Genomic DNA, 21,693 nt, shown 5'->3' with positions numbered 1-21,693 from the left:
CTCTCGGCGCAGCCAAGGGAAGACCCCCGGGGCCATGTGCCGGCCCCGGGCAAGCCCGCGAACGGCGTCACTCCGGGACGTTTGGGTCAAGCGCATGGACGGCGCCGCCGATCAGGTTGGCCGCCAAGAGGTCCTCCGTCGTGGGCGAGAGCCGGACCGGGACGAGCGCGCGCGGCAATGCCTCGACCCATGACCGGAAGGCACGGGCTGCGGCCACCGCCTCCTCCCGGTCCACCGCCCGGAACCGGACCGGCGAGCCGGGGCGCACCTGCGCGAGCCGGTCGAGGTCGGCCCCGATCACGGTCGCGATCTTCGGGTATCCGCCCGCCGTCTGCCGGTCGCGCATCAGAACGATGGGCTGGCCGCTGCCGGGGACCTGGACATGTCCCTCGACGATCCCGTCGGAGACGATGTTGAAGCCCTTGGCGTGCTCCAGCACGGGACCCGAGAGCTGGAATCCCATGCGGTCGGCCTGAGAACTGACGGTGAACTCGCTTTCCAGGAATGTGCGGATCGCCTCGGGCGTGAAGTAGTCGTCCTGCGGTCCCAGCATCACGCGGATGGGACCGTCGTCCGGCGCGGGATCGTCCGGAAGGCGCATGAGGGGGGCGGGCCCGCCCGTCGCCGCGCAGTCCAGGCGGTCGTTCGCCTGCAGGGGGCGCCCGTCAAGGCCCCCCATCCGGGATCGCAGATGGAGGGACCGGCTCCCGAGCGAAGCCGGGACGGCGAAGCCGCCTGCAGCGGCGAGATAGGCGAAGGTCCCCCGCCTCGCATGGCCCACCTCCGCCGTCTGCCCTTCCTTCAGGAGGGCCGCCGTCCGGGGGGCGACCGCCTTGCCGTCGATGGCAAGGGAGCAGTCCGCGCCTGCCAGCGCGATGAGAACGTCCCCGCCGCTCGCGGTCAATGCGCCGCCCAGGTGCACGAACTCGATGGCGACCGTCCAAGGGGCGTTGCCGACGAGAGCGTTGGCCATAGCGAGACCGCGCCGGTCCATGGCGCCAGAAGGCGAGACGCCGAACCGCTGGTATCCGTAGCGTCCGCGATCCTGCAGGGAGGTCATGGGACCGCAGGACTTGATGACGAGAGCCGTCATGGCGTCACCTGTTCGGCGACGGGCTCGCCGGCCTCGGCGGCGCGTTCCAGGGCGTCCCATCGACTGGGCCCGACGGGCTCGAACACGATTTCGTCGCCCGCGGAGAACAGAAAGACGGGCTCGCGGCCCGGATCGTAGCTGCGGACGGGGGTGCGGCCCAGAAGGTGCCAGCCGCTCGGGCATTCGATGGAGGCGACGGCCGCCTGGGCGCCGCCGATGATGATGGAGCCGGACGGTATCCTCGCCCGGGGGTGGACCCGGCGGGGGGTGGCGAGCCGCGGGTCGAGACCCCCGAGATAGGCGAAGCCGGGCATGAAGCCGAGCATGTAGATCCGGTAGACGGCGCCGGAATGCAGCTCGATGAGCCGCGCAGGGGACATCCCGTGCCGCTCCGCCACCTCTTCGAGGTCGATGCCGTTGGGGCCGCCGTAGACGACGGGCACCTTCCAGCGCCGGCCCGAGGTGGCCTGCGGCGCCAGGCCCTCCGCCTCGGAAAGAAGGTGCTGCGACAGTTCGGCGAAATCCGCCGCCACCGGGTCGAAGTGCACCAGGAGGGAGCGGTAGGTCGGAACGGTCTCGAGGATTCCCGGCAGCGGTTTCCGGCGCAGAGCCTCGTCGAGGGCGAGAACCCTGCCGTTGACCTCGGGGTCGATGGTGTCGCCGAACTCGACCGACAGGGCGCTGTCGCCACAGGGGAGGATTCTCGGTGCCTGCACAGGGGTCCCGCTGCAAAATGCCTTCATTACCGCCCGCCCCATCTCATATCGGGGCCGCCGGTTCAACGGCCGTCCCCGGATCGGAGCAATGCCCGAAAAGCATGGCGGCCGCGTGAATTCTCCGCCGGCAGGGCGAAACGGCCCCGGACTCCCGCCAAGCCCGCGCTTCGTGCTATGCCGGTGGCCTGCCAGAGGGCCCACAGGATAAGCGGAGCACGTCATGACCTTGAAGAACAAGACAGCCGTCGTCACCGGCTCGACCAGCGGCATCGGCCTTGCGATCGCGCGGGCCCTCGCGAAGGAGGGGGCGTCCATCGTCCTGAACGGGTTCGGCCCGGCCGAGGAGATAGAGAAGGTCCGGGCGGAGATCGAGAGCGGCTTCGGCGTCAAGGCGATCTATTCTCCCGCCGACATGGCGAAGCCCGACGAGGTCGCCGGTATGATCCGCCTGGCCGAGGACACCTTCGGCACGGTCGACATCCTGGTGAACAACGCAGGAATCCAGTTCGTCTCGCCCGTGGAGGACTTTCCCATCGAGAAATGGGATCAGATCATCGCGATCAATCTCTCCTCGGCCTTCCATACGATCCGCGCCGCGCTGCCGGGCATGAAGGCCCGCAAGTGGGGCCGCATCATCAACACCGCCTCGGCCCACTCCCTCGTGGCCTCCCCCTTCAAGTCCGCGTACGTCGCGGCCAAGCACGGCATAGCCGGCCTGACGAAGACGGTGGCGCTGGAGGCGGCGACCTTCGGCGTCACGGTCAACTGCATCAGCCCCGGCTATGTCTGGACCCCGCTCGTGGAGAAGCAGATCCCCGATACGATGAAGGCGCGCAACATGACGAAGGAGCAGGTCATCAACGACGTCCTGCTCGAGGCGCAGCCGACCAAGCAGTTCGTGACGGCCGACCAGGTCGCGGCACTTGCGGTTTACCTCTGCTCGGACGCGGCGAGCCAGATCACGGGCGCCAACCTCTCCATGGACGGCGGCTGGACCGCGAAGTGACGGCCCGTGGATGCACTCGCGAGGGATCAGCCCCTCGCGAACGCGTCCGTCGTCTCGATGAGGTGGTGCAGGATGCCGGGCTCCGTGAAGGCGTGTCCCGCGTCCTCCACCATGATGAAGCGGGCTTCCGGCCAGGCCTTGTGGAGCGCCCAGGCCGTCGCGGGCGGCGTCGCGATGTCGTAACGGCCCTGGACGATCACGCCAGGAATGTCCTTCAGGCGGTGGGCGTTGCGCAGGAGCTGCCCTTCCTCGAAGAACCCGGCATTCACGAAGTAATGGTTCTCGATCCTGGCGAAGGCCAGGGCATAATGATCGTCCCCGAACTGGTCGGAGTAGTCCTTGTTCGGGAGCAGGGTGATCGTCTCCCCTTCCCAGATGCTCCAGGCCCGCGCGGCCTGCATCTGCACGGCCGGGTCCGGATCGACGAGGCGGCGGCGGTAGGCCGCCATCAGGTCGCCCCGCTCCGCCGGCGGGATCGGAGCGAGGAACCGCTCCCACTTGTCCGGGAACATCCAGGATGCCCCCTCCTGATAGTACCAGAGAAGCTCCGCGCGTCTCAGGGTGAAGATGCCCCGCAGGACGAGCTCGCTGACCCGCCCGGGATGGGTTTCCGCGTAGGCAAGCGCCAGGGTGCTGCCCCAGGAGCCGCCGAAGACCATCCATTTCTCGACGCCGATCATGGCGCGCAGGCGCTCGATGTCGGCCACGAGATGCCACGTGGTGTTGTGGTCGAGACTGGCATAGGGGGTCGAGCGGCCGCATCCACGCTGATCGAACAGCAGGATTCGGTACTTCTCCGGATCGAACAGGCGCCGCTGCGCCGGCGAGCAGCCTCCGCCGGGGCCGCCGTGGAGGAAGACCACGGGCTTTCCTTCCGGATTGCCGCACAGCTCCCAATAGACCCGGTGGCCGTCGCCGACATCGAGCCAGCCGTGGTCGTAGGGTTCGATCGGAGGATAGAGGGTGCGCATCGCCAAGCTCCGGATAGGTGCCCTTCATATCCCGATGTTCGGGTTCCTGTCAGCTGCCGCAGGGTTAAATTGAGCCGGCTCAGAAAGGGGCGTATACGTAGAAGCGCTGCAAGACAGTAGCGCGTCGTCCGGCTGTCATATAATTTTGCAACGGGGAACACGGGTCGAACCCGGACCGAACTGGAGGAATACGATGTTGACCAAACGCGCCAGCCTGAAGCTGGCAACGGCTTTCGCCGCTCTCATGATCGCGGGCGGCGCGCAGGCCGCCGAGAAGCTGCGGCTTCTGACCTGGGCGGACTACGCGCCAGCCGAAGTGGTGCAGCAGTTTACCAAGGAGACGGGCATCGAAGTCGAGGTCACGCTCTCGAACAACGAGGAGATGATCTCCAAGCTGCGCGCCACCCAGGGCGCAGGTTTCGATCTCGTCCAGCCGAGCCAGGACCGCATCGCCGGTCCCCAGCAGGAATTCGGCATCTACAAACCCCTCGACCTTTCGAAGATCAAGTCCGATCTGTTCATCGCCTCCATGCTCGAGGCGACCAAGAAGAACACCACCGTCGACGGCAAGGTCTACGGCGTTCCGCACATCTGGGGAACGGACGGCCTCGTGGTGAACACCAAGGCGGCGCCCAGCGTTGCCGATTACACGGACCTGTGCAGCCAGGCCGTCGCCGGAAAGGCCAGCTTCCGCGCCAAGCGGCCGACCCTCATCGCCTTCGCCTTCGCCAGCGGCATGGACCCCTTCGCAGCCTACAAGGACCAGAAGAAGTACGCCGAGATGATGGAAAAGGTCGGCGCCAAGCTCGCCGAGTGCAAGAAGAACGTGAAGTTCTTCTGGGACGGCAAGGACCAGCTCCTCAACGCCCTGCGCTCCGGCGAAGTGGTCGCCGCCATGGCCTGGGATACGGGCGGCTGGAAGCTGAACGCCGAGAACCCGGACATTAAGTTCGTCGCGCCCAAGTCCGGCGCCCTGGGCTGGGTCGACACCTTCGCGATTCCCGCCAAGGGCCGCAACGACGACGCGGCCTACAAGTGGATCAACTTCAACATGCGCCCCGAGATCGCGGCGAAGGTCGCGGCATCCGCCGGCAACTTCACCGCCTCGAACGGCGCGGACAAGCTGATGCAGGGCAAGCTGAAGGACCAGTTCGCCGAGAGCTTCCCGAAGGCGGCCATCGACAACATCAAGTGGTACCCGGCGGTGCCGGCCGGAATCGAGGAGATCGAGGGCAAGATCCTCGACCGCCTGAAGGCCGGCTCCTGACGCGTCCGTCTCTGCCCATCGTCATCCCCCGGCCTGTCCGGGGGATGACTCTTCTCAGTGTACGGTACCCATGGTTTCCCCAAGCGATCTCGACCTCGTCAGCGTCACCAAGCGGTTCGGGGCCCACCTCGCGGTGGACGACGTGTCCTTTTCCGTCGCGCCTGGCGACTTCTTCTCGATTCTCGGCCCGTCCGGATGCGGCAAGACGACCCTCATGCGCATGATCGCGGGCTTCGAGGAGCCGACCTCGGGCGACATCCGGATCCGCGGCAAGTCGATGATCGGCGTCCCGGCGAACCGCCGCCCGGTCAACATGGTGTTCCAGAGCCTCGCCCTCTTCCCGATGATGACCGTCGGCGAGAACGTGGCCTACGGCCTGCTCTGCCGAGGCGTCGGGCGGGCCGAGGCGGAGCGGCGCGCGTCGCGCATGCTGGAGCGCGTAGGGCTCAAGGGCTTTGCGGAGCGCCGGGTCACGGCGCTCTCGGGCGGCCAGCGGCAGCGCGTCGCCATCGCCCGCTGCCTGGTGCTGGAGCCGACCCTCGTGCTTCTCGACGAGCCTCTCGGCGCCCTCGACCTCAAGCTGCGCGAGCACATGAAGATCGAGCTCAAGCAGCTCCAGAGCACCTTCAACACCACCTTCGTCTACATCACGCACGACCAGTCGGAAGCACTGGTCATGTCCGACCGCATCGCCGTGATGAACCAGGGCCGCTTCGAGCAGGTGGGAAGCCCGCGCGAACTCTACCACAACCCCATGACCCCCTTCGTGGCGAGCTTCGTCGGAGAGGCGAACCGCTGGGCGGGGGAGGCGGTCGACGGGACCTCGGGAACGGTGAGCGTGCGGCTTGCTTCCGGCGGCACCGTCCGGGGCGCCGGCCCGGTCTCCTCCAGGTCGGTTCTCTGCTTCGTGCGGCCGGAGGCCATCGCCCTTTCGTCGAACGCGGAGAGCCTCGGCGCGTTGCCGAACCGCTTCGAGGGACGTGTTTCGGCAGTCCTGTTCGACGGTGCGAACTCGAGCCTCCTGATCGACACTGCCGGGTTCGACCAGCCTGTCCGCGCGGTCCTGCCCCAGGCGGGTCCGCTGGCGGGGATCGAGGTCGGGGCGCCGGTCCATCTCGGATGGACTGCGGAAGCGACGAAGGTGTTCGCGGCATGAAACCGGCGCAACGCCTTACTCTCTTTCTCCTCCTCGCCCCGGCGCTGATCTGGCTCGGCCTGCTCATCGTCCTCCCGCACGTGGAGATTCTCGTCCTGTCCTTGAGCGAACGGGTCGCGCCGCGCGTCTACCGGTTCGGCTTCGGCAACTACATCGAGTTCTTCACGGAGCCGCTCTACTGGCGCACCTTCGCGCGCACGGCGATCATGTCGATCCTCGTCACTGCGCTGACGCTCGTGCTGGCCTTTCCCATCGCGCTCTACATCGCCCGCGTGGCGCAGGGACGGCTGAAGGCGATGCTGCTGCTGCTCTGCCTGCTGCCGTTCTGGGTGTCCGAGCTCGTTCGCACGCTCGGTTGGATGATGCTCCTGCGCGAGACGGGGCTCGTCTCGTATCTGCTCCAGAAGACGGGGCTCGTCGGGCAGCCCCTGGAGATGCTCTACAACGACGGCGCCGTCATCCTCGGACTCGTCTATGGCGGTCTCCTATTCATGATCGTGCCGCTCGCGAACGCGCTCGAGAGCCTGGAGCCCGCGGTAGTCGAGGCCGGCTACGACCTCGGCGGCAGCCGGCGGACCGTCCTGCGGCGGATCGTGATCCCCCACGCCATGCCCGGCATCGTCGCAGGTTCCATCATCGTCTTCATGCTCACCGTCGGCAATTTCGCGACGCCGGTGCTCCTGGGCGGCAAGAACGGGCTGTGGTTCACCGAGCAGATCTACGCGCAGTTCATCACCCGCTTCAACTGGCCGCAGGGTGCCGCCTTCGGCATTCTTCTCCTCGTCCTCTCGTCCGTCATCGTCTGGGCCGGCCTGCGCCTGAGCGGGCAGAGCCTCGGCACGACCCTGCGGCAGGCCTGAGCCATGAACAGACCCTCCATCGCCTGGAAGCTCTATATCGCGGCCTTCTACATCTTCCTGTTCGCGCCGCTGCTCGTGGTCGCGATCTTCGCGTTCAATGCAAGCCCGTTTCCCTCTCCGCCCTGGAAAGGCTGGACGCTGGACTGGTTCGTCGGCGACGGGTCGGCCTTCGGCAAGCCGGGCGTCCTCATGGACCCGATCTGGCTTGCCAGCATCGGCAACAGCCTGAAGGTCGCGGTTCCCGTGGCGCTCCTTGCGGTCCTCCTCGGCACGGTCAACGCCTGGGTGCTCGAGCGGGCGGAGTTTCCCGGCAAGTCCCTCGTCGCGATGATGATGCTCTGGCCCCTGGTCATTCCCGGGGTCATCCTCGGCATCTCGATCCTGGCCTTCTTCTCGCGGGTGGCGAACGGGCTGGAGGAGGCTCTTCAGACTGACCTCGACCCGCTCCGCCCGGGGCTGCCGCTCGTCATTCTCGGCCAGCTGTCCTTCATCCTCACCATCGCGACGCTCATCATCGCCGCGCGCCTTCGCAAGTTCGATCGCTCGCTCGAAGAGGCCGCCTTCGATCTTGGAGCGAGCCGGGCGCATGTGCTGCGGACGGTGACGCTGCCGTTCCTGCGGCCCGCGCTCGTCGGCGCAGGCCTCGTGGCGCTCCTCATGTCCTTCGAGAACTTCAACACGACCCTGATGCTGGTCGGCTCCGAGCCGCCTCTGCCGATCACCATGTACGGGCAGATGCGCGAGGGCGCGACTCCGGCCATCAATGCGGTCAGCCTGCTGCTCATGCTGGGCGTCGGCGGCATCGCCAGCCTTTTCGCGCTGACCTCGAAGACGCAGGCCTGAGACGTCGGCACAGAGCGCCGACGTTGCAACGACGTTTCCCGTCGAGGATGCCGAGACCGGCTGGAGGCTCTCGCTTCGCCTGCGGCCGCTACGCGCCCCAGGTGCGCTCCAGGACGTCGATCCAGTTCTCGTAGCAGAGCTTGCGCAGGGTCGCCTCGTCATAGCCGTGCCGGCGCATGGCCTCGACGAGGCGCGGCAGGCCGCGGGCGTCGCCGATCTCCGCCGGAATGGTGGCGCCGTCGAAGTCGGAGCCCATGCCCACGCCGTCGACCCCCACGTGCTCGATGAGGTGGTCCATGTGGCGGATCATCTCCTCCAGGGTGGTCTGGTCGCTCCGCTGGCCGTCGGCCCGGATGAAGGAGGTGGCGAAGTTCACGCCCACCATGCCGCGGCTCTCGCGGATCGCCGCCAGCTGCCTGTCGGTCAGGTTGCGCGAATGCGGGCAGATGGCGTGGGCGTTCGAGTGCGTCGCCACGAGGGGCGCATCGGTGAGCTTCGCCACGTCCCAGAAGCCCTTCTCGTTGAGGTGGGACAGGTCGAGCATGATCTTCAGGCGGTTGCACGCCCTGATCAGCTCCTTGCCGAGATCGGTCAGTCCGGGCCCCGTGTCGGGGCTCGAAGGATAGCGGAACGGCACGCCGTGGCCGAAGATGTTGGGGCGGCTCCAGACGGGGCCGAGCGAACGGAGGCCCGCCTGGTACAGCACGTCGAGCATATAGAGATCCGGATCGATTCCCTCCGCGCCCTCGATGTGGAGGATTGCGGCGAGCGCGCCTCTCTTCATGCATTCCCGGATATCGGCTGCGGTGCGGCACACCTTGACCTCGCCCTTGGACGCGCGTTCGATGCGCAGCAGCAGGGCCGCCATGTGCACGGTGACCTGCTGGCTTGGTTCGAGGCGCAGCGGCTCCGGAAGCGGCACATCGTATTGCGGGCGGGTCATCAGCGCGTCCACGTCGACGCCGCCGCCTTCCGAAGGGACATAGACCGCGAAGAAGCCGCCCGCGAAGCCGCCCTCCTTCATCCGCGGCCAGTCGAGATGGCCGAGATTGTCGCCTTCGAGGAAGGCGCGCTCCGGCTGCATCTTGCCGCGCATCAGGCGCAGGAGAACGTCGTTGTGGCCGTCGAAGACCGGCATCGGGGAGGAACGGGACATGGGCTCACGCAGGCTGCTGGAATGGGGCGGTTCAGATCGCGGCGGCGGCTTTCGCCGCATCCCGCGAGAAGCCGCGGCTCGCCTCGATCAGCTCGCGCGTGTAGCTGTTCGAGGCCTGGCCGGAGCGGAGAGCCGCGGCGGTTGTTTCCTCGACGCCCTCGCCATGGCGCATGACGAGGAGCCGGTCGCACAGATGCGCGACCACGGCGAGATCGTGGCTGACGAGGATATAGGTGAGACCCATCCTGCGCCGCAGATCGTCGAGCAGGTTCAGGATCTCCGCCTGGACGGAGGCGTCGAGGGCCGAGGTCGGCTCGTCGAGCAGGAGCACCTTCGGGCGCAGGATCAGCGCCCGGGCGATGGCGATGCGCTGCCGCTGGCCGCCGGAGAGCTGGTGCGGATAGCGGAAGCGGAAGGAGGGACCGAGCCCGACCTCGCGCAGGGCCTGGAGGATTCTCGCCTCCGCGTCCTTCTCGCCGTGGATGGCAAGCGGCTCCGAGAGGGTCCGGTCGACCGTGTGGCGCGGATGGAGCGACGCATAGGGATCCTGGAACACCATCTGGACGGTTCGATAGAAGGCCTTGTCGCGCGGGGACTTCACCTCCTGCCCGTCGACGAGCACGCGCCCGGCGGAGATCGGAGCCAAGCCGCAGATGGCCCGCAGCACCGTTGACTTGCCCGATCCGGATTCGCCGACGAGCCCGTAGGAGGCACCGGTCTCCACATGGAAGCTGACGTCCTTCACCGCCTCGACGCGCAGACGCCCCGTTCCGTAGACGACTTTGAGGTTCTGAATATCGAGCATCGGATCTTATCGGGCCCAGGCGGGATCGCGGTTGAGGGTCGGAAGCGGGCGGACGTCCTCCGCCAGAGTCGGGAGGCAGCGCATGAGGCCCTGCGTGTAGGGGTGCGTGGCCTCGCGCAGGTGCTTCGCCTCGACCTCCTCGACCACGCGGCCTGCATACATCACGAGCACGCGGTCGCAGAAGGATGAGACCAGCTTCAGGTCGTGCGAGATGAAGATGAGGCCCATGCCCCGCTCCGAGACGAGTTCGTCGAGGATGCGCAGCACCTCCATCGATACCGTGACGTCGAGGGCCGACGTCGGCTCGTCGGCGATCAGCAGGTCGGGCTCCGTCACGAGCATCATCGCGATCATCGCCCGCTGACCCATGCCGCCCGACACCTCGTGCGGATAGAGGGAGAAGACGCGGGCCGGATCGCGCATCTTCACCGCCTCCAGCATCGCGAGCGCCCGGTCCCGGGCTTCCGCGCGGCTCGCCGACCTGGCATGAGCTCTGTAGGCCTCGATGATCTGCTCGCCGATGGTCATGACCGGGTTGAGGGAATATTTCGGGTCCTGCATCACCATGGAGATGCGGCCCCCGCGCAGATCGCGCAGCGTCCGCCTCGACGCGGTGAGCAGGTCGATCCCGTCGAAGGTCAGGCGCTTTGCGCTGACTTCGCCGGGCGGGGGCGTCAGGCCGAGGATGGCCCGCCCCGTCTGCGACTTTCCGGAGCCGGATTCGCCGACGATGCCGAGCCGCTCCCGGCCGAGCTGGAAGGACACGCCCCGAACCGCCTCGACGGTGCCGGTACGCAGGTGGAAACGGACACGCAGGTCCTCGACTTCGAGCAGCGGCTTGGTCATTTCGCAGCCTTCGGGTCCAGCACGTCGCGCAGGCCGTCGCCCAGGAGGTTGAAGCCGAGGCTGACGACGAAGATGGCGAGGCCGGGCATGGCCGCGACCCACCATTGGTCGATGAGATAGTTGCGCCCGGTGGCCACCATCGCGCCCCATTCGGGCATGGGCGGCTGCGCACCGAGGCCGAGGAAGCCGAGGCCCGCGGCGGTCAGGATGATGCCCGCCATGTCGAGGGTGACGCGGACGATCACGGAGGAGATGCACAGCGGGATGACGTGGCCGAAGATGATCCGGGGCGTGGAAGCGCCCTGGAGCTTCACGGCGGCGATGAAGTCGCTGTTGCGGACCGTCAGGGTCTCGGCGCGGGCAATGCGCGCGTAAGGAGGCCAGGAGGTGATCGAGATGGCGATGATCGCGTTCTCGATGCCCGGTCCCAGGGCCGCGACGAAGGCCAGGGCCAGGATGAGGCGCGGAAAGGCCAGGAAGATGTCGGTGATCCGCATGAGCACCGTGTCGACCCAGCCGCCGAGATAGCCGGAGACTGTGCCGATCAGGACGCCGATGGGCGTGGCGATCACCGCGACGAGCATCACCACCCAGAGGGTGATGCGCGAGCCGTAGACGACGCGGGAGAAGATGTCCCGTCCCTGGTCGTCCGTGCCGAACCAGAAGGTCTCGCTCGGCGGCAGAAGGCGCTGCGTGCGCAGGTCGCCGCCGGCAACCGGCGAATAGGGCGCGATCAGCGGAGCGAAGATCGCGACCAGGATCAGCAGGACCACGATGGCGAGGCCCAGCACCGCCAGGGGATTCTTGGTGAAGCCGCGCCAGCCGAGATAGAAGCGGCCGAGGCGGGCCTGCCAGCGGGAGGCGGGTTCGGGGGAGAGCAGCCAGGCCTGCAGGCCCGAAGGCTGGGGGAGGGGAGGGGCGCCGGCCATCAGCGGGTCCTCGGGTCGAGAATGCGATAGAGCAGGTCGGACACAAGGTTGAGCAGCACGAAGACCGTTCCGATCACGATCGTTCCGCCGAGCACCGCATTCATGTCCGCGTTCTGCAGGGAATTGGTGATGTACTGGCCGAGCCCGGGCCATGCGAAGACCGTTTCGGTGAGGACGGAGCCTTCCAGAAGATTGGCATAGGACAGGGCGATCACGGTGATCAGCGGCACGGCGGCGTTGCGCAGCGCATGGCGCCAGATCACCCGGAATTCGGAGAGCCCCTTCACCCGCGCCGCGATGACGTATTCCTGCGCCAGCTCGTTGAGCATGAAGGAGCGCGTCATGCGGCTGATATAGGCGAGGGAGAAGTAGCCGAGCAGGCAGGCGGGGAGGACGATGTGGGAAACCGCGTCCCAGAAGGCGTCCATCTGGCCCTGCATGAGGGTGTCGAGAAGCACGATGCCCGTGACGGGCGTGTAGAGATACGAGTAGGTGACGTCGATGCGCCCGGGACCTGCGACCCAGCCGAGCTTGGCATAGAACAGCAGAAGACCCATCAGGCCGAGCCAGAAGATCGGCACCGAATAGCCGACGAGACCCAGGAGCCGCACGATCTGGTCGATTAGCGATCCGCGCCTCACGGCAGCGAGGACTCCGAGCGGGATGCCGATGAGGGTGCCGATGATGGTGCCGAGCGTCGCCAGCTCGAGGGTGGCGGGAAACACCCTGGCGATGTCCGTCATCACCGGATTGGTGGTCAGCACCGAGTTGCCGAAATCGCCGGTCGCCGCCTTCTTCACGTAGATGACGAACTGCTCGGCGAGAGGCTTGTCGAGCCCCATCTCCTTGCGCACCCGCTCGTAGACCTGCGGCGGCGCGCGATCGCCGACGACGGCGATCACGGGATCGATCGGCACGACGCGGCCGATGAAGAACGTGACCGCGACGAGGCCCAGCAGGGTCGTCGCCAGGACGATCACGAACTGGGCGGCTCTCTTAAGGAAGGAGCGGAGGGCACTTGCGTGCTCTCCGCCCCGGCTCATGGCGGTGGAAACCATTGGCGGCTTCAGTTCTTCTTCGTCTTGGACACGTCGTTGTCGCTGAAGGACGGGCCGAGGATGAAGTCATGCACGTTCTTGCGCACGGCGGCGACCTCGGTCTGCTGCAGGAAGATCACGAACGGACCATCGTCGAGAACCGCCTTCTGCAGTTCCTTGTACATCTGCGCGCGCTTCTCCGCGTCACGCTCCATGACGGCGGCGCGGGTCTTGGCGGTCAGCGGGCCCGGATCCCAGGCGTTGCGCCACGCAAGCGGCTTCGCCTTCGCATTGTCGGAGTTGTCGTCGTTCGCCGCGAAGGTGTCGGCGTTCGAGTTCGGGTCCTGGTAGTCCGAGCCCCAGTTGCCGATGTAGATGTCGTGCTGGCGGGCGCGGTACTTGGTGAGAGCCTGCTTCGAGTCCATCGGCAGGATCTCCAGCTTGATGCCGGCCTGCGCGAAGGTCGCCTGCATCGCCTGGGCGATGCCCATGATCTCGGCGGTCGAACGGGTATCCATGGTGACGGAGAAGCCATCCTTCAGGCCCGCCTTGGCGAGGAGTTCCTTCGCCTTCGCCACGTCGAGCTTGTAGGGGTTGGTCGTCACGGCGCCGAGGAAGCCCTTGGGCAGGAAGTTCTGGTGAACCACGCCCTTGTACTTCATGATCGTGTCGGCGATGGCCGAATAGTCCACGAGATACTTGAGAGCCTGACGAACCTCGGGCTTGGCGAGGTTGGGGTTCTTCTGGTTCAGGCCGAGATAGTAGACCGTGCCCTTCGGAGCGCTCTGGATCTTGATGTCCGGGTTCTTGGCGACGGCGTCGATCTCTTCCGGGTTCAGGTTGCGGGCAACGTCGACGTCACCCTTCTCGAGCAGCAGGCGCTGGCTCGCGGTTTCCTTGATGTGGCGGAAGATCACGCGGGCGAGCGGGGTCTTCTGCTCGTAGTTCGGATTGCGCTCGAGGACGAGGACCTCGTTCGCCTTCCAGTCGCGCATGATGTACGGGCCGGAGCCGGCATAGTGCGTCTTCAGCCAGTTGTAGCCCCAGTCGCCGTCCTTCTCGTTCTGCGTGAGAAGCTTCTTGTCGACGATGGAGGCGACCGAGTTGCCGAGGCAGTAGAGCACGAGGGTCGGGGCGTAGGGCTTGTCGACCTCGAAGGTCAGCTCGAGCGGGCCGGTCTGCTTGATCTTGTCCTTGACGTTGTTCTTGTCGAGGCCGAACTGGCCGAGGATGAAGGCGGGCGACTTGTCGAGGATGACCGCGCGCTGGAGCGAGTACACCACGTCTTCCGCGGTGAGCGGGTTGCCCGAGGCGAACTTCTTGTTCGGGCGGATCTTGAACGTGTAGGTCTTGCCGTCGTCCGAGACCGTCCAGGACTCGGCGACCTGGCCGGAGATCTTGGACACGTCCGTGATGTCGTACTGGATCAGGCGCTCATAGGTGTTGCCCATGATCTCGGACGCGCTGAACTCGAAGACCTCGGCGGGGTCGAGCGAGATGATGTCGTCGCTCTGCCAGGCCTGGACCAGGGTGTCCGGCGGCGTCGCCGCCTTCACGGCGGAGAAGGAGGTCGCCATGGCGGCGACCATCGCTGCCGATAGGAGAAGCTTCTTTGGGAGGTGTTTCATTGGCCAATTCCCTTGCGGCGCTGTCTGCGCCTGTTGTGCGGCGTTAAGAATGCAGATCGGACGGGCGCTGTCGAGTCTCGTCACTGGTTTTGAAGTGGTAAGGGTGCTGCACCATGCGTAAAGCGTGGGCGTCCTGTCAATGCGGCTTGGCCTTGGGCCGCGATCTGTGGCAAAGGCTTCTGGCCGAAACGTCCGGGTGAAACATCGTGTCAGAAGAAGCCAAGAAGTCGGGTGCGAACGTCATGTGGGGCGGGCGGTTCTCGTCCTCGCCCAGCGCCCTCATGGAAGCCATCAACGCCTCCATCGATTTCGACAGGCGCCTGGCCGCGGAGGACATCCAGGGCTCGATCGCGCACAGCGCCATGCTGGCGAAACAGGGGATCATCTCCGAGAGCGACCGCGACGCCATCCACCAGGGCCTCCAGCGCGTCCAGGCGGAGATCGAGTCCGGCTCCTTTACCTTCTCGAAGGCGCTCGAAGACATCCACATGAACGTGGAGAGCCGGCTGCGCGAGATCGTCGGCGATCCGGCGGCGCGCCTCCACACGGCCCGCAGCCGCAACGACCAGGTCGCCGTCGACGTGCGCCTCTGGGTGCGCAGCGCCCACGACCGGGCCGAGGCGCAGCTCACGGATCTCATCCGGGCGCTTCTCGACAAGGCCGAGGCGCACGCGGCGACCGTGATGCCCGGCTTCACCCATCTCCAGGGCGCGCAGCCCGTCACCTTCGGCCATCACCTCATGGCCTACGTGGAAATGTTCGGCCGCGACCGCGGCCGGTTCCGAGACTCGCGCCGGCGGCTCAACGAGAGCCCGCTCGGGGCGGGGGCGCTCGCCGGCACCTCCTTTCCCATCGACCGGCACATGACCGCGAAGGCCCTCGGGTTCGACGGGCCGACCCGCAACTCCCTCGATTCCGTCTCGGACCGGGACAGCCTCCTGGAATTCATGTCGGCCGCCGCGATCTGCGCGGTGCACCTGTCCCGTCTGGCGGAGGAGATCGTGATCTGGATGTCGGCGCCCTTCGGCTTCGTGCGCCTGCCGGACCGCTGGACGACCGGCTCCAGCATGATGCCGCAGAAGCGCAATCCCGACGCGGCGGAGCTGGTGCGCGGCAAGACCGGGCGTATCTTTGGCTCGCTCATGACCCTGCTCACGGTCATGAAGGGCCTGCCGCTGGCCTATGCCAAGGACACCCAGGAGGACAAGGAGCCGCTCTTCGATGCGGCCGATACCCTCGAGCTCGTCCTGGCCGCCACCACGGGCATGATCCGCGACCTGGAGCCGGTGCCGGAGCGCATGGCGGCCCTCGCGGGGGCCGGCTACTCCACGGCGACGGACCTGGCCGACTGGCTGGTGCGCAGCCTGAACATTCCCTTCCGCGACGCCCATCACATCACCGGGCGGATCGTGGCCGAGGCGGAGAAACTGGGAAGCCTGCTCCAGGATCTGCCGCTCGCCGTCATGCAGTCGGTCGAGCCGCGGATTCATGAAGGCGTCTACAACGTACTCAGCGTTGAGAATTCCGTCCGCTCGAGGACGAGCTTCGGCGGAACCGCCCCGGCGCGCGTGGCCGAGCAGATCGCCTGGTGGCGGGAGCGGGTCTGAGAAAAAGGGCTTTCCGCAACAAAGGGTTAACGGCGGGCCGCGCCTTCTCCGGCCAAGGTCTTGATGCGGGCCGGGGCAGCCTCCATATTGAGGTCGGCGCCCGGAAACGGGCGCCTGAGCGCCGCACCGGCGGGCTCAAACCCAACGAAGTGCCTCTGAACCTTGGGCTTCGAACATGTCGCGTCAATCGCCCTTCGGGCATCCCTTCCTCCTCGGCTTCGACGAGATCGAGCAGGCGCTCGACCGGGTGGCGAAGGCCGCGGGGGACGGATATCCTCCCTACAACATCGAACGCCTTGCGCGGACCGCGCAGGATCCCGAACGCCTTCGAATCACCCTTGCCGTCGCCGGTTTCACCCGGGAACAGCTGGAGGTGACGCTGGAGGAGAACCAGCTCGTGATCCGGGGGCGGCAGATCGAGGACAAGGCAAGACACTTCCTGCATCGCGGCATCGCCGCCCGGCAGTTCCAGCGCGCATTCCTCCTTGCCGACGGCATGGAGGTGCTGGGGGCCGACCTGTCCAACGGGCTTCTGTCGATCGATCTGGCGCGTCCCGAGCCGGAACGGATCGTCCGCAAGATCGACATCAACGCCCCGGACAAGGCGTAGCGGCATCCGCCAAGGAGAGTCCTGATGAACGACAACACCAAGATCCAGAACGGCGGGCTCCTCGACAAGGCCGAACTGGCCGCTTTCGGTGAGGGCCGGATGGCCTATGTGAAGCCCGTCCTGTCCGACGACATCGCGCGGCTTTTCCCGCAGGCGCCCCATCTTCAGCCGGGGCTGAAACTGTTCGCCCTCCTGTCCGCCAGCGGCGAGCCGATCCTTCTGACCGATACCCGCGACGCAGCGGTTGCCAATGCGTGGGCGCACGATCTCGAGACGGTGAGCCTCCATTGACAGATGCGCAGGACCGGGGATCCGACCCGGCGAACGGCGGAACCCGGTCCGCAGCCGCCCTCACGCGATCGCCTCGACGGCCCGGACGAGGCGGTCCAGGTCCTCGGACCGGGAGAGGCGGTGATCGCCGTCCTTGACGAGGGTGAGGGACACGCTGTCCCCCGGCAGATGCTCCACGAGCGTGAGGGCGTGGCCCCAGGGCACGTCCGGATCCTCCATGCCCTGAAGGATGTGCACGGGGCAGCCGGTCCTGATCGGCGCCCCGAAGAGCAGGTGCTCCCGCCCGTCCTGGATCAGCTTGCGCGTGATCGGGTAGGGATCGGGCGAATAGGCCGAGGGCCTGTGATAGACCCCCTTCTCCTCGATGGCGCGCCGGATGCTCTCCGGAAAGCGGTCCCACATGAGTCGTTCGGTGAAGTCCACCGCCGGGGCGATCAGCACCATGCCGAGGGGCGTCCGCGCGGGCGAGGCTTCGACGAGATGCCGGGCGGCGAGGAGCGCGATCCATCCGCCCATGGACGAGCCGACGAGGACCGGCCTGCCCGGCACGTGGCGCTCCAGGACGCCGAGGCTGTCCTGGAGCCATTGGGTGATGGTTCCTTCCATGAAGTCGCCGCCCGATTCCCCGTGGCCGCTGTAATCGAAGCGGATGAAGGCGCGGCCGGTCCGCGCGGCCCAGGCATCCAGGGCCTCCGCCTTGGTGGAGCGCATGTCCGACTTGAACCCGCCGAGCCAGACCACGGGCGGCCCCTTGCCCTCGCGGACGAGAACGGCGATGTGATGCGCACCGGCGACGGCATGCTGCATGGTTAACTCATCCTCAACTGCTTTAAAGCAACGTTCGGTCATCTCCTGGAAAAGGCTCTTACATCGGTGAACGTTTCAAGGCGATCCGGCGGGGGGGTGCCGTTCCCGTCGTCCAGCATCCACCCGCTGGCGGGACGGACGATCCTGCAGATCATTCCCGAACTCGAGGCCGGCGGCGCCGAGCGGACCACGGTCGACGTGGCCGAGGGGCTGGCCCATGCGGGCGCCCGCGCCCTGGTCGCGACCGAGGGAGGGCGCCTGGTGGGCGAGCTCCAGGCCAAGGGCGGCATCTGGGTGCCGTTTCCGGCCGCGACGAAGAACCCCTTCTCCATGCTCCTCAATGTGAGGCGCCTTGCCCGCATCTGCCACCAGGAGCGGGTCGCCCTCGTCCATGCCCGCTCGCGCGCGCCCGCCTGGGTCGCCCTGGGGGCGGCGCGCTCCCTCAACCTTCCCTTCGTCACCACCTATCACGGCAGCTATTCCGGCCGCTCCTCGGTGAAGGTGCTGTACAATTCGGTGATGGCGCGGGGCGATGCGGTGATCGCCAACTCCCATTACACGGGCGATCTCATCCGCTCCCTCTATCCGCAGGCCTCGGACCGCATCCGGGTGATACACCGGGGCACGGACTTCTCCGTCTTCTCTCCCTCCGCCGTCGCGCCGGAGCGGGTCGAGAACCTGCGCAAGGCCTGGAAGGTCTCGCCCCACGAGCGCATGGTGCTGCTCGCCGCCCGCCTCACGGGCTGGAAGGGGCAGAGGGTCCTGATCGAGGCGGCCGCAAGGCTGCGGGACCGGGGGATCTCCGACGTGGCCTATATCCTGGCCGGCGATCCGCAGGGACGCGATTCCTATGTGAAGGAGCTGGACGCCCTCATCGAGGCGCGGGGGCTTGCCGGCGTCGTGCGCCGGGTCGGCCATTGCACCGACATGCCGGCGGCCTTCCTGGCGGCCGCGGTCGTCACCGTACCCTCCACGGAGCCCGAGGCCTTCGGCCGCTCCGCGGTGGAGGCGCAGGCCATGGGCACCCCGGTCGTCGTCTCCGATCTCGGCGCGGTGCCGGAGACCGTCCTGTCGCCGCCGGCGGTGTCGCCCCAGGAGCGGACCGGCTGGCGCATCCCGCCGGGTGACGCGGACGCCCTGGCCGCGGCCTTGGGCGAGGCCCTGTCCCTCGGAGCCAGCGCGCGCATCGCCCTGGGGAACCGGGCGCGGGCGCATGTGGAGCGCCACTTCTCCCTGGAGCGGATGGTGGCGAGCACCCTCGATGTTTATTCCGCCCTCCTGGAAGGGCATTAACCCCGCAGAACGAGTTGACTTCGCGCACGTTTGCGCGAAATGTCAGAGCATTCGCGGAACCGATAGGGAGTCGGGAGGGCTGGACGCCCCGTGGCTGCTGTCGGGCCGCACAACAGGAGATACGAGCCATTCGCAGACCAATGAGATCCATGCCGGTTCCCCAGAAGGAGGGGCCGCGCGCCAACCGGGACATTCGCGGCGTTCGCGAAGTTCAGCTGATCGACGAAACCGGCCAGAATCGCGGCGTGATGCCGTTCTTCGATGCCCTGCGCATCGCCGAGGATGCCGGCCTCGACCTCGTCGAGATCGCCCCCAACGCCTCCCCGCCTGTCTGCAAGATCCTCGATTACGGCAAGTACCGCTTCCTCGAACAGAAGAAGGCGGCCGAGGCCCGCAAGAAGCAGAAGACCGTCGAGGTCAAGGAAATCAAGCTGCGCCCGGGCATCGACGACCATGACTACGACGTCAAGATGAAGGCCATGAAGGGCTTCTTCGAGGACGGCAACAAGGTCAAGATCACCCTGCGCTTCCGCGGCCGCGAGATGGCCCACCAGGATCTCGGCCTGAAGGTCCTCGAGCGCGTGAAGGCCGACGTGGGCGACCTCGCCAAGGTCGAGCAGGAGCCCAACTTCGAGGGCCGCCAGGTCGTGATGGTGCTGGCGCCGCGCTGACCGGCGCCGGCGGGTTCCGGTTCCCACCCTCCGGGGTGCGCCTGCAATTCCGGCCGCCGGCCCTCCGGCGGCCATTGCTTTTTCCCCCGTCCTCTGCCATAAGCCGGCCTTCACCGAACCGCCCGGCCGGATAGGGCTGCCGTGGCGGTTCGTCTTGCTCGCAGCAGCAACGACAGGGCCTTCGAGGCGGCTTGCCGCCCCTGCGGGCCTGACCAAAGGAGAGCCAAATGCCCAAGCTGAAGACGAAATCGGGCGCCAAGAAGCGCTTCAAGATCACTGGCACCGGCAAGGTCGTTTACGCCCAGTCCGGCAAGCGCCACGGGATGATCAAGCGGACCAACAAGCAGATCCGCAACCTGCGGGGCACCACCACCCTGTTCGCGGGTGACGCCTACAACGTGAAGAAGTACTTCCTGCCGAACGGCTGAGGCGGACTTCCACATCCCGGATTTTGAAGGAGTTTTTAGATGGCCCGCGTCAAACGGGGCGTTACCGCCCATGCCAAGCACAAGAAGGTTCTGAAGGCCGCCAAGGGATTCTACGGCCGCCGCAAGAACACGATCCGCATCGCCAAGCAGGCGGTCGAGAAGAGCATGCAGTATGCTTATCGCGACCGTAAGAACAAGAAGCGCACCTTCCGCGCCCTCTGGATCCAGCGCCTGAACGCGGCGGTGCGCGAGCACGGCCTGACCTATTCCCGATTTATCGACGGTCTCGGCAAGGCTGGGATCGAGGTCGATCGCAAGGTCCTGTCCGAGATGGCCATCCACGAGCCGGCGGCCTTCGCCGCCTATGTGGAGCGCGCCAAGGCTTCGCTGCCGCAGCAGCAGGCCGCGTAACGGACAGCCTAGCTCCGGCGCGGCTGGCGTGAAGCCGGCCGCGCCCCCGTTCCCGCCACCGAGACCCTCCGCACCGGCGGCCCGAGGGCTGCCGCTTTGCCATTTCGCGGCTCGGACGGCTTGACGGTTCCCGCGCCGCGCCTCACTCAAGCGCTTGAATTCTGGCAAGGGACCGATGACCGATCTCAACGAACTCGAACGTGACCTGCTCGCCCAGGTCGAGGCCGCCGGCGACGAGGCGGCGGTGGAAGCCGTGCGGGTGGCCGCCCTCGGCAAGAAGGGCTCCGTCTCCGAGCTGCTCAAGACCCTCGGCTCCATGACCCCCGAGGAGCGCAAGGAGCGCGGCCCGCTCATCAACGGCCTGCGCGACCGCGTGCAGAGCGCCATCGCCGCGCGGAAGGAAGTGCTCGCCGAGGCCGCGCTCGACGCCCGTCTCGCGGCGGAGCGCATCGACGTCACGCTTCCCGTGCAGGAGGGGCCGGAGACCCGCGGCCGCATCCACCCGATCAGCCAGGTGATCGAGGAGCTGACCGCGATCTTCGCCGACATGGGCTTCTCCGTCGCCGAGGGGCCGGACATCGAGACCGACTACCTCAACTTCACGGCCCTCAACTTCCCCGAAGGCCACCCGGCCCGCGAGATGCACGACACCTTCTTCCTCGCCCCCGACGAGAAGGGCGAGCGCAAGGTGCTGCGCACGCACACCTCGCCGGTGCAGATCCGCACCATGACGTCGCAGAAGCCGCCGATCCGCGTCGTCATTCCCGGCCGGACCTACCGGCACGACTCCGACCAGACGCACACGCCCATGTTCCATCAGGTGGAGGGGCTCGTCATCGACCGGCAGGCCAATATCGGGCACATGAAGTGGGTGCTGGAGGAGTTCTGCAAGGCCTTCTTCGAGGTCGACCAGGTGAAGATGCGGTTCCGCCCCTCCTTCTTCCCGTTCACCGAGCCGTCGGCGGAGGTGGACATCCAGTGCTCGCGCAAGGGCGGGGAGATCCGCTTCGGCGAGGGCGAGGACTGGCTGGAGATTCTCGGCTGCGGCATGGTCCATCCGAACGTGCTGCGCAATTGCGGCCTCGATCCGGACGAGTACCAGGGTTTCGCCTGGGGCATGGGGATCGACCGCATCGCCATGCTGAAATACGGCATGCCCGACCTTCGTCCCTTCTTCGAGGCCGACGTGCGCTGGCTGAACCACTACGGCTTCCGCCCGCTCGACATCCCGTCCCTCGTCAGCGGACTGACTTCGTAAGAGG

23 protein-coding genes are annotated in these 21,693 nt (G+C 67.0%); 13 read left to right on the top strand and 10 right to left on the bottom strand.

Annotation, left to right across the window (positions count from 1 at the left end; genetic code table 11):
- Positions 1–67: 67 nt before the first annotated feature.
- Both GDR74_RS15340 and pxpB read right to left on the bottom strand, forming a co-directional pair.
- Complete coding sequence (locus GDR74_RS15340) at positions 68–1,093, bottom strand: 5-oxoprolinase subunit C family protein (RefSeq protein WP_152587111.1); 1,026 nt, start codon at positions 1,091–1,093, stop codon at positions 68–70.
- Complete coding sequence (gene pxpB, locus GDR74_RS15335) at positions 1,090–1,836, bottom strand: 5-oxoprolinase subunit PxpB (RefSeq protein WP_152587110.1); 747 nt, start codon at positions 1,834–1,836, stop codon at positions 1,090–1,092. Before pxpB ends, GDR74_RS15340 begins: the two co-directional genes overlap by 4 nt.
- 193 nt (positions 1,837–2,029) lie before the next feature.
- Between pxpB and GDR74_RS15330 the strand changes: the two genes are divergently transcribed.
- Entirely contained in the window at positions 2,030–2,815 is a 786-nt protein-coding gene (locus GDR74_RS15330; RefSeq protein WP_152587109.1) for a 3-hydroxybutyrate dehydrogenase, read from the top strand.
- Positions 2,816–2,841: 26 nt separating this feature from the next.
- On the opposite strand, the gene pip is transcribed toward GDR74_RS15330, so the two are convergent.
- Complete coding sequence (pip, locus tag GDR74_RS15325) at positions 2,842–3,786, bottom strand: prolyl aminopeptidase (RefSeq protein WP_152587108.1); 945 nt, start codon at positions 3,784–3,786, stop codon at positions 2,842–2,844.
- A 193-nt stretch (positions 3,787–3,979) separates the two neighbouring features.
- Between pip and GDR74_RS15320 the strand changes: the two genes are divergently transcribed.
- The 4 genes from GDR74_RS15320 to GDR74_RS15305 all read left to right on the top strand — a co-directional run bounded on the left by GDR74_RS15320 (position 3,980) and on the right by GDR74_RS15305 (position 7,912).
- A complete protein-coding gene (locus GDR74_RS15320) occupies positions 3,980–5,053 on the top strand; it encodes an extracellular solute-binding protein (protein WP_152587107.1) in 1,074 nt (357 codons plus the stop codon).
- 70 nt (positions 5,054–5,123) lie between these two features.
- Positions 5,124–6,209, top strand: coding sequence for an ABC transporter ATP-binding protein (locus GDR74_RS15315; protein WP_152587106.1), 1,086 nt, complete (start codon positions 5,124–5,126; stop codon positions 6,207–6,209).
- Positions 6,206–7,069 carry an ABC transporter permease gene (locus tag GDR74_RS15310; RefSeq protein ID WP_152587105.1) on the top strand — a complete coding sequence of 288 codons (864 nt, stop codon included), beginning with the start codon at positions 6,206–6,208 and terminating at the stop codon, positions 7,067–7,069. The genes GDR74_RS15315 and GDR74_RS15310 overlap by 4 nt, the downstream gene beginning before the upstream one ends.
- Before the next feature lie 3 nt (positions 7,070–7,072).
- Positions 7,073–7,912: an ABC transporter permease gene (locus tag GDR74_RS15305; RefSeq protein ID WP_152587104.1), complete on the top strand. Its 840-nt coding sequence runs from the start codon at positions 7,073–7,075 to the stop codon at positions 7,910–7,912.
- Positions 7,913–8,000: 88 nt separating this feature from the next.
- On the opposite strand, the gene GDR74_RS15300 is transcribed toward GDR74_RS15305, so the two are convergent.
- Genes GDR74_RS15300 through GDR74_RS15275 form a run of 6 tightly spaced genes read right to left on the bottom strand, consistent with a single transcriptional unit; the run spans position 8,001 to position 14,313 of the window.
- Positions 8,001–9,068 carry a dipeptidase gene (locus tag GDR74_RS15300; protein WP_152587103.1) on the bottom strand — a complete coding sequence of 356 codons (1,068 nt, stop codon included), beginning with the start codon at positions 9,066–9,068 and terminating at the stop codon, positions 8,001–8,003.
- 31 nt (positions 9,069–9,099) lie between these two features.
- Positions 9,100–9,873 (bottom strand): ABC transporter ATP-binding protein, encoded by a 774-nt coding sequence (locus GDR74_RS15295; protein ID WP_152587102.1) that lies wholly within the window; start codon positions 9,871–9,873, stop codon positions 9,100–9,102.
- A gap of 6 nt (positions 9,874–9,879) precedes the next feature.
- Positions 9,880–10,719 (bottom strand): ABC transporter ATP-binding protein, encoded by an 840-nt coding sequence (locus GDR74_RS15290; protein WP_152587101.1) that lies wholly within the window; start codon positions 10,717–10,719, stop codon positions 9,880–9,882.
- Complete coding sequence (gene nikC, locus GDR74_RS15285) at positions 10,716–11,651, bottom strand: nickel transporter permease (protein ID WP_425486961.1); 936 nt, start codon at positions 11,649–11,651, stop codon at positions 10,716–10,718. Before nikC ends, GDR74_RS15290 begins: the two co-directional genes overlap by 4 nt.
- The gene (locus GDR74_RS15280; protein ID WP_425486931.1) at positions 11,648–12,706 is read right to left on the bottom strand and encodes an ABC transporter permease; all 1,059 of its coding nucleotides are present in this window, start codon (positions 12,704–12,706) and stop codon (positions 11,648–11,650) included. Before GDR74_RS15280 ends, nikC begins: the two co-directional genes overlap by 4 nt.
- 8 nt (positions 12,707–12,714) lie before the next feature.
- The gene (locus tag GDR74_RS15275) at positions 12,715–14,313 is read right to left on the bottom strand and encodes an ABC transporter substrate-binding protein (RefSeq protein WP_152587099.1); all 1,599 of its coding nucleotides are present in this window, start codon (positions 14,311–14,313) and stop codon (positions 12,715–12,717) included.
- A gap of 206 nt (positions 14,314–14,519) precedes the next feature.
- On the opposite strand from GDR74_RS15275, the gene argH reads away from it, so the two are divergent.
- From argH to GDR74_RS15260, 3 genes are all read left to right on the top strand, one after another.
- Positions 14,520–15,920, top strand: coding sequence for an argininosuccinate lyase (argH, locus tag GDR74_RS15270; RefSeq protein ID WP_425486930.1), 1,401 nt, complete (start codon positions 14,520–14,522; stop codon positions 15,918–15,920).
- Between the two features lie 175 nt (positions 15,921–16,095).
- A complete protein-coding gene (locus GDR74_RS15265) occupies positions 16,096–16,530 on the top strand; it encodes an Hsp20 family protein (protein ID WP_152587098.1) in 435 nt (144 codons plus the stop codon).
- Positions 16,531–16,554: 24 nt separating this feature from the next.
- On the top strand, positions 16,555–16,821 hold the full coding sequence (locus tag GDR74_RS15260; protein ID WP_152587097.1) for a BQ00720 family protein: 267 nt from the start codon (positions 16,555–16,557) through the stop codon (positions 16,819–16,821).
- A 60-nt stretch (positions 16,822–16,881) separates the two neighbouring features.
- Here GDR74_RS15260 and GDR74_RS15255 read toward each other — a convergent pair whose 3' ends face one another.
- Positions 16,882–17,628 carry an alpha/beta hydrolase gene (locus tag GDR74_RS15255; protein ID WP_152587096.1) on the bottom strand — a complete coding sequence of 249 codons (747 nt, stop codon included), beginning with the start codon at positions 17,626–17,628 and terminating at the stop codon, positions 16,882–16,884.
- A 96-nt stretch (positions 17,629–17,724) separates the two neighbouring features.
- Here GDR74_RS15255 and GDR74_RS15250 point away from each other — a divergent pair, with 96 nt between their 5' ends.
- The 5 genes from GDR74_RS15250 to pheS all read left to right on the top strand — a co-directional run bounded on the left by GDR74_RS15250 (position 17,725) and on the right by pheS (position 21,689).
- Positions 17,725–18,921 (top strand): glycosyltransferase family 4 protein, encoded by a 1,197-nt coding sequence (locus GDR74_RS15250; RefSeq protein ID WP_152587095.1) that lies wholly within the window; start codon positions 17,725–17,727, stop codon positions 18,919–18,921.
- Between the two features lie 149 nt (positions 18,922–19,070).
- On the top strand, positions 19,071–19,592 hold the full coding sequence (infC, locus tag GDR74_RS15245) for a translation initiation factor IF-3 (RefSeq protein ID WP_246179627.1): 522 nt from the start codon (positions 19,071–19,073) through the stop codon (positions 19,590–19,592).
- Positions 19,593–19,819: 227 nt separating this feature from the next.
- A complete protein-coding gene (gene rpmI / locus GDR74_RS15240; protein WP_152587093.1) occupies positions 19,820–20,020 on the top strand; it encodes a 50S ribosomal protein L35 in 201 nt (66 codons plus the stop codon).
- Between the two features lie 39 nt (positions 20,021–20,059).
- Entirely contained in the window at positions 20,060–20,431 is a 372-nt protein-coding gene (rplT, locus tag GDR74_RS15235) for a 50S ribosomal protein L20 (protein WP_152587092.1), read from the top strand.
- 175 nt (positions 20,432–20,606) lie between these two features.
- A complete protein-coding gene (pheS, locus tag GDR74_RS15230) occupies positions 20,607–21,689 on the top strand; it encodes a phenylalanine--tRNA ligase subunit alpha (RefSeq protein ID WP_152587091.1) in 1,083 nt (360 codons plus the stop codon).
- The last annotated feature ends 4 nt before the right edge of the window (positions 21,690–21,693 follow it).

It is taken from the genome of Microvirga thermotolerans (assembly GCF_009363855.1).
Taxonomy (GTDB): domain Bacteria; phylum Pseudomonadota; class Alphaproteobacteria; order Rhizobiales; family Beijerinckiaceae; genus Microvirga; species Microvirga thermotolerans.
This window is presented reverse-complemented; position numbering and strand designations above follow the sequence as displayed.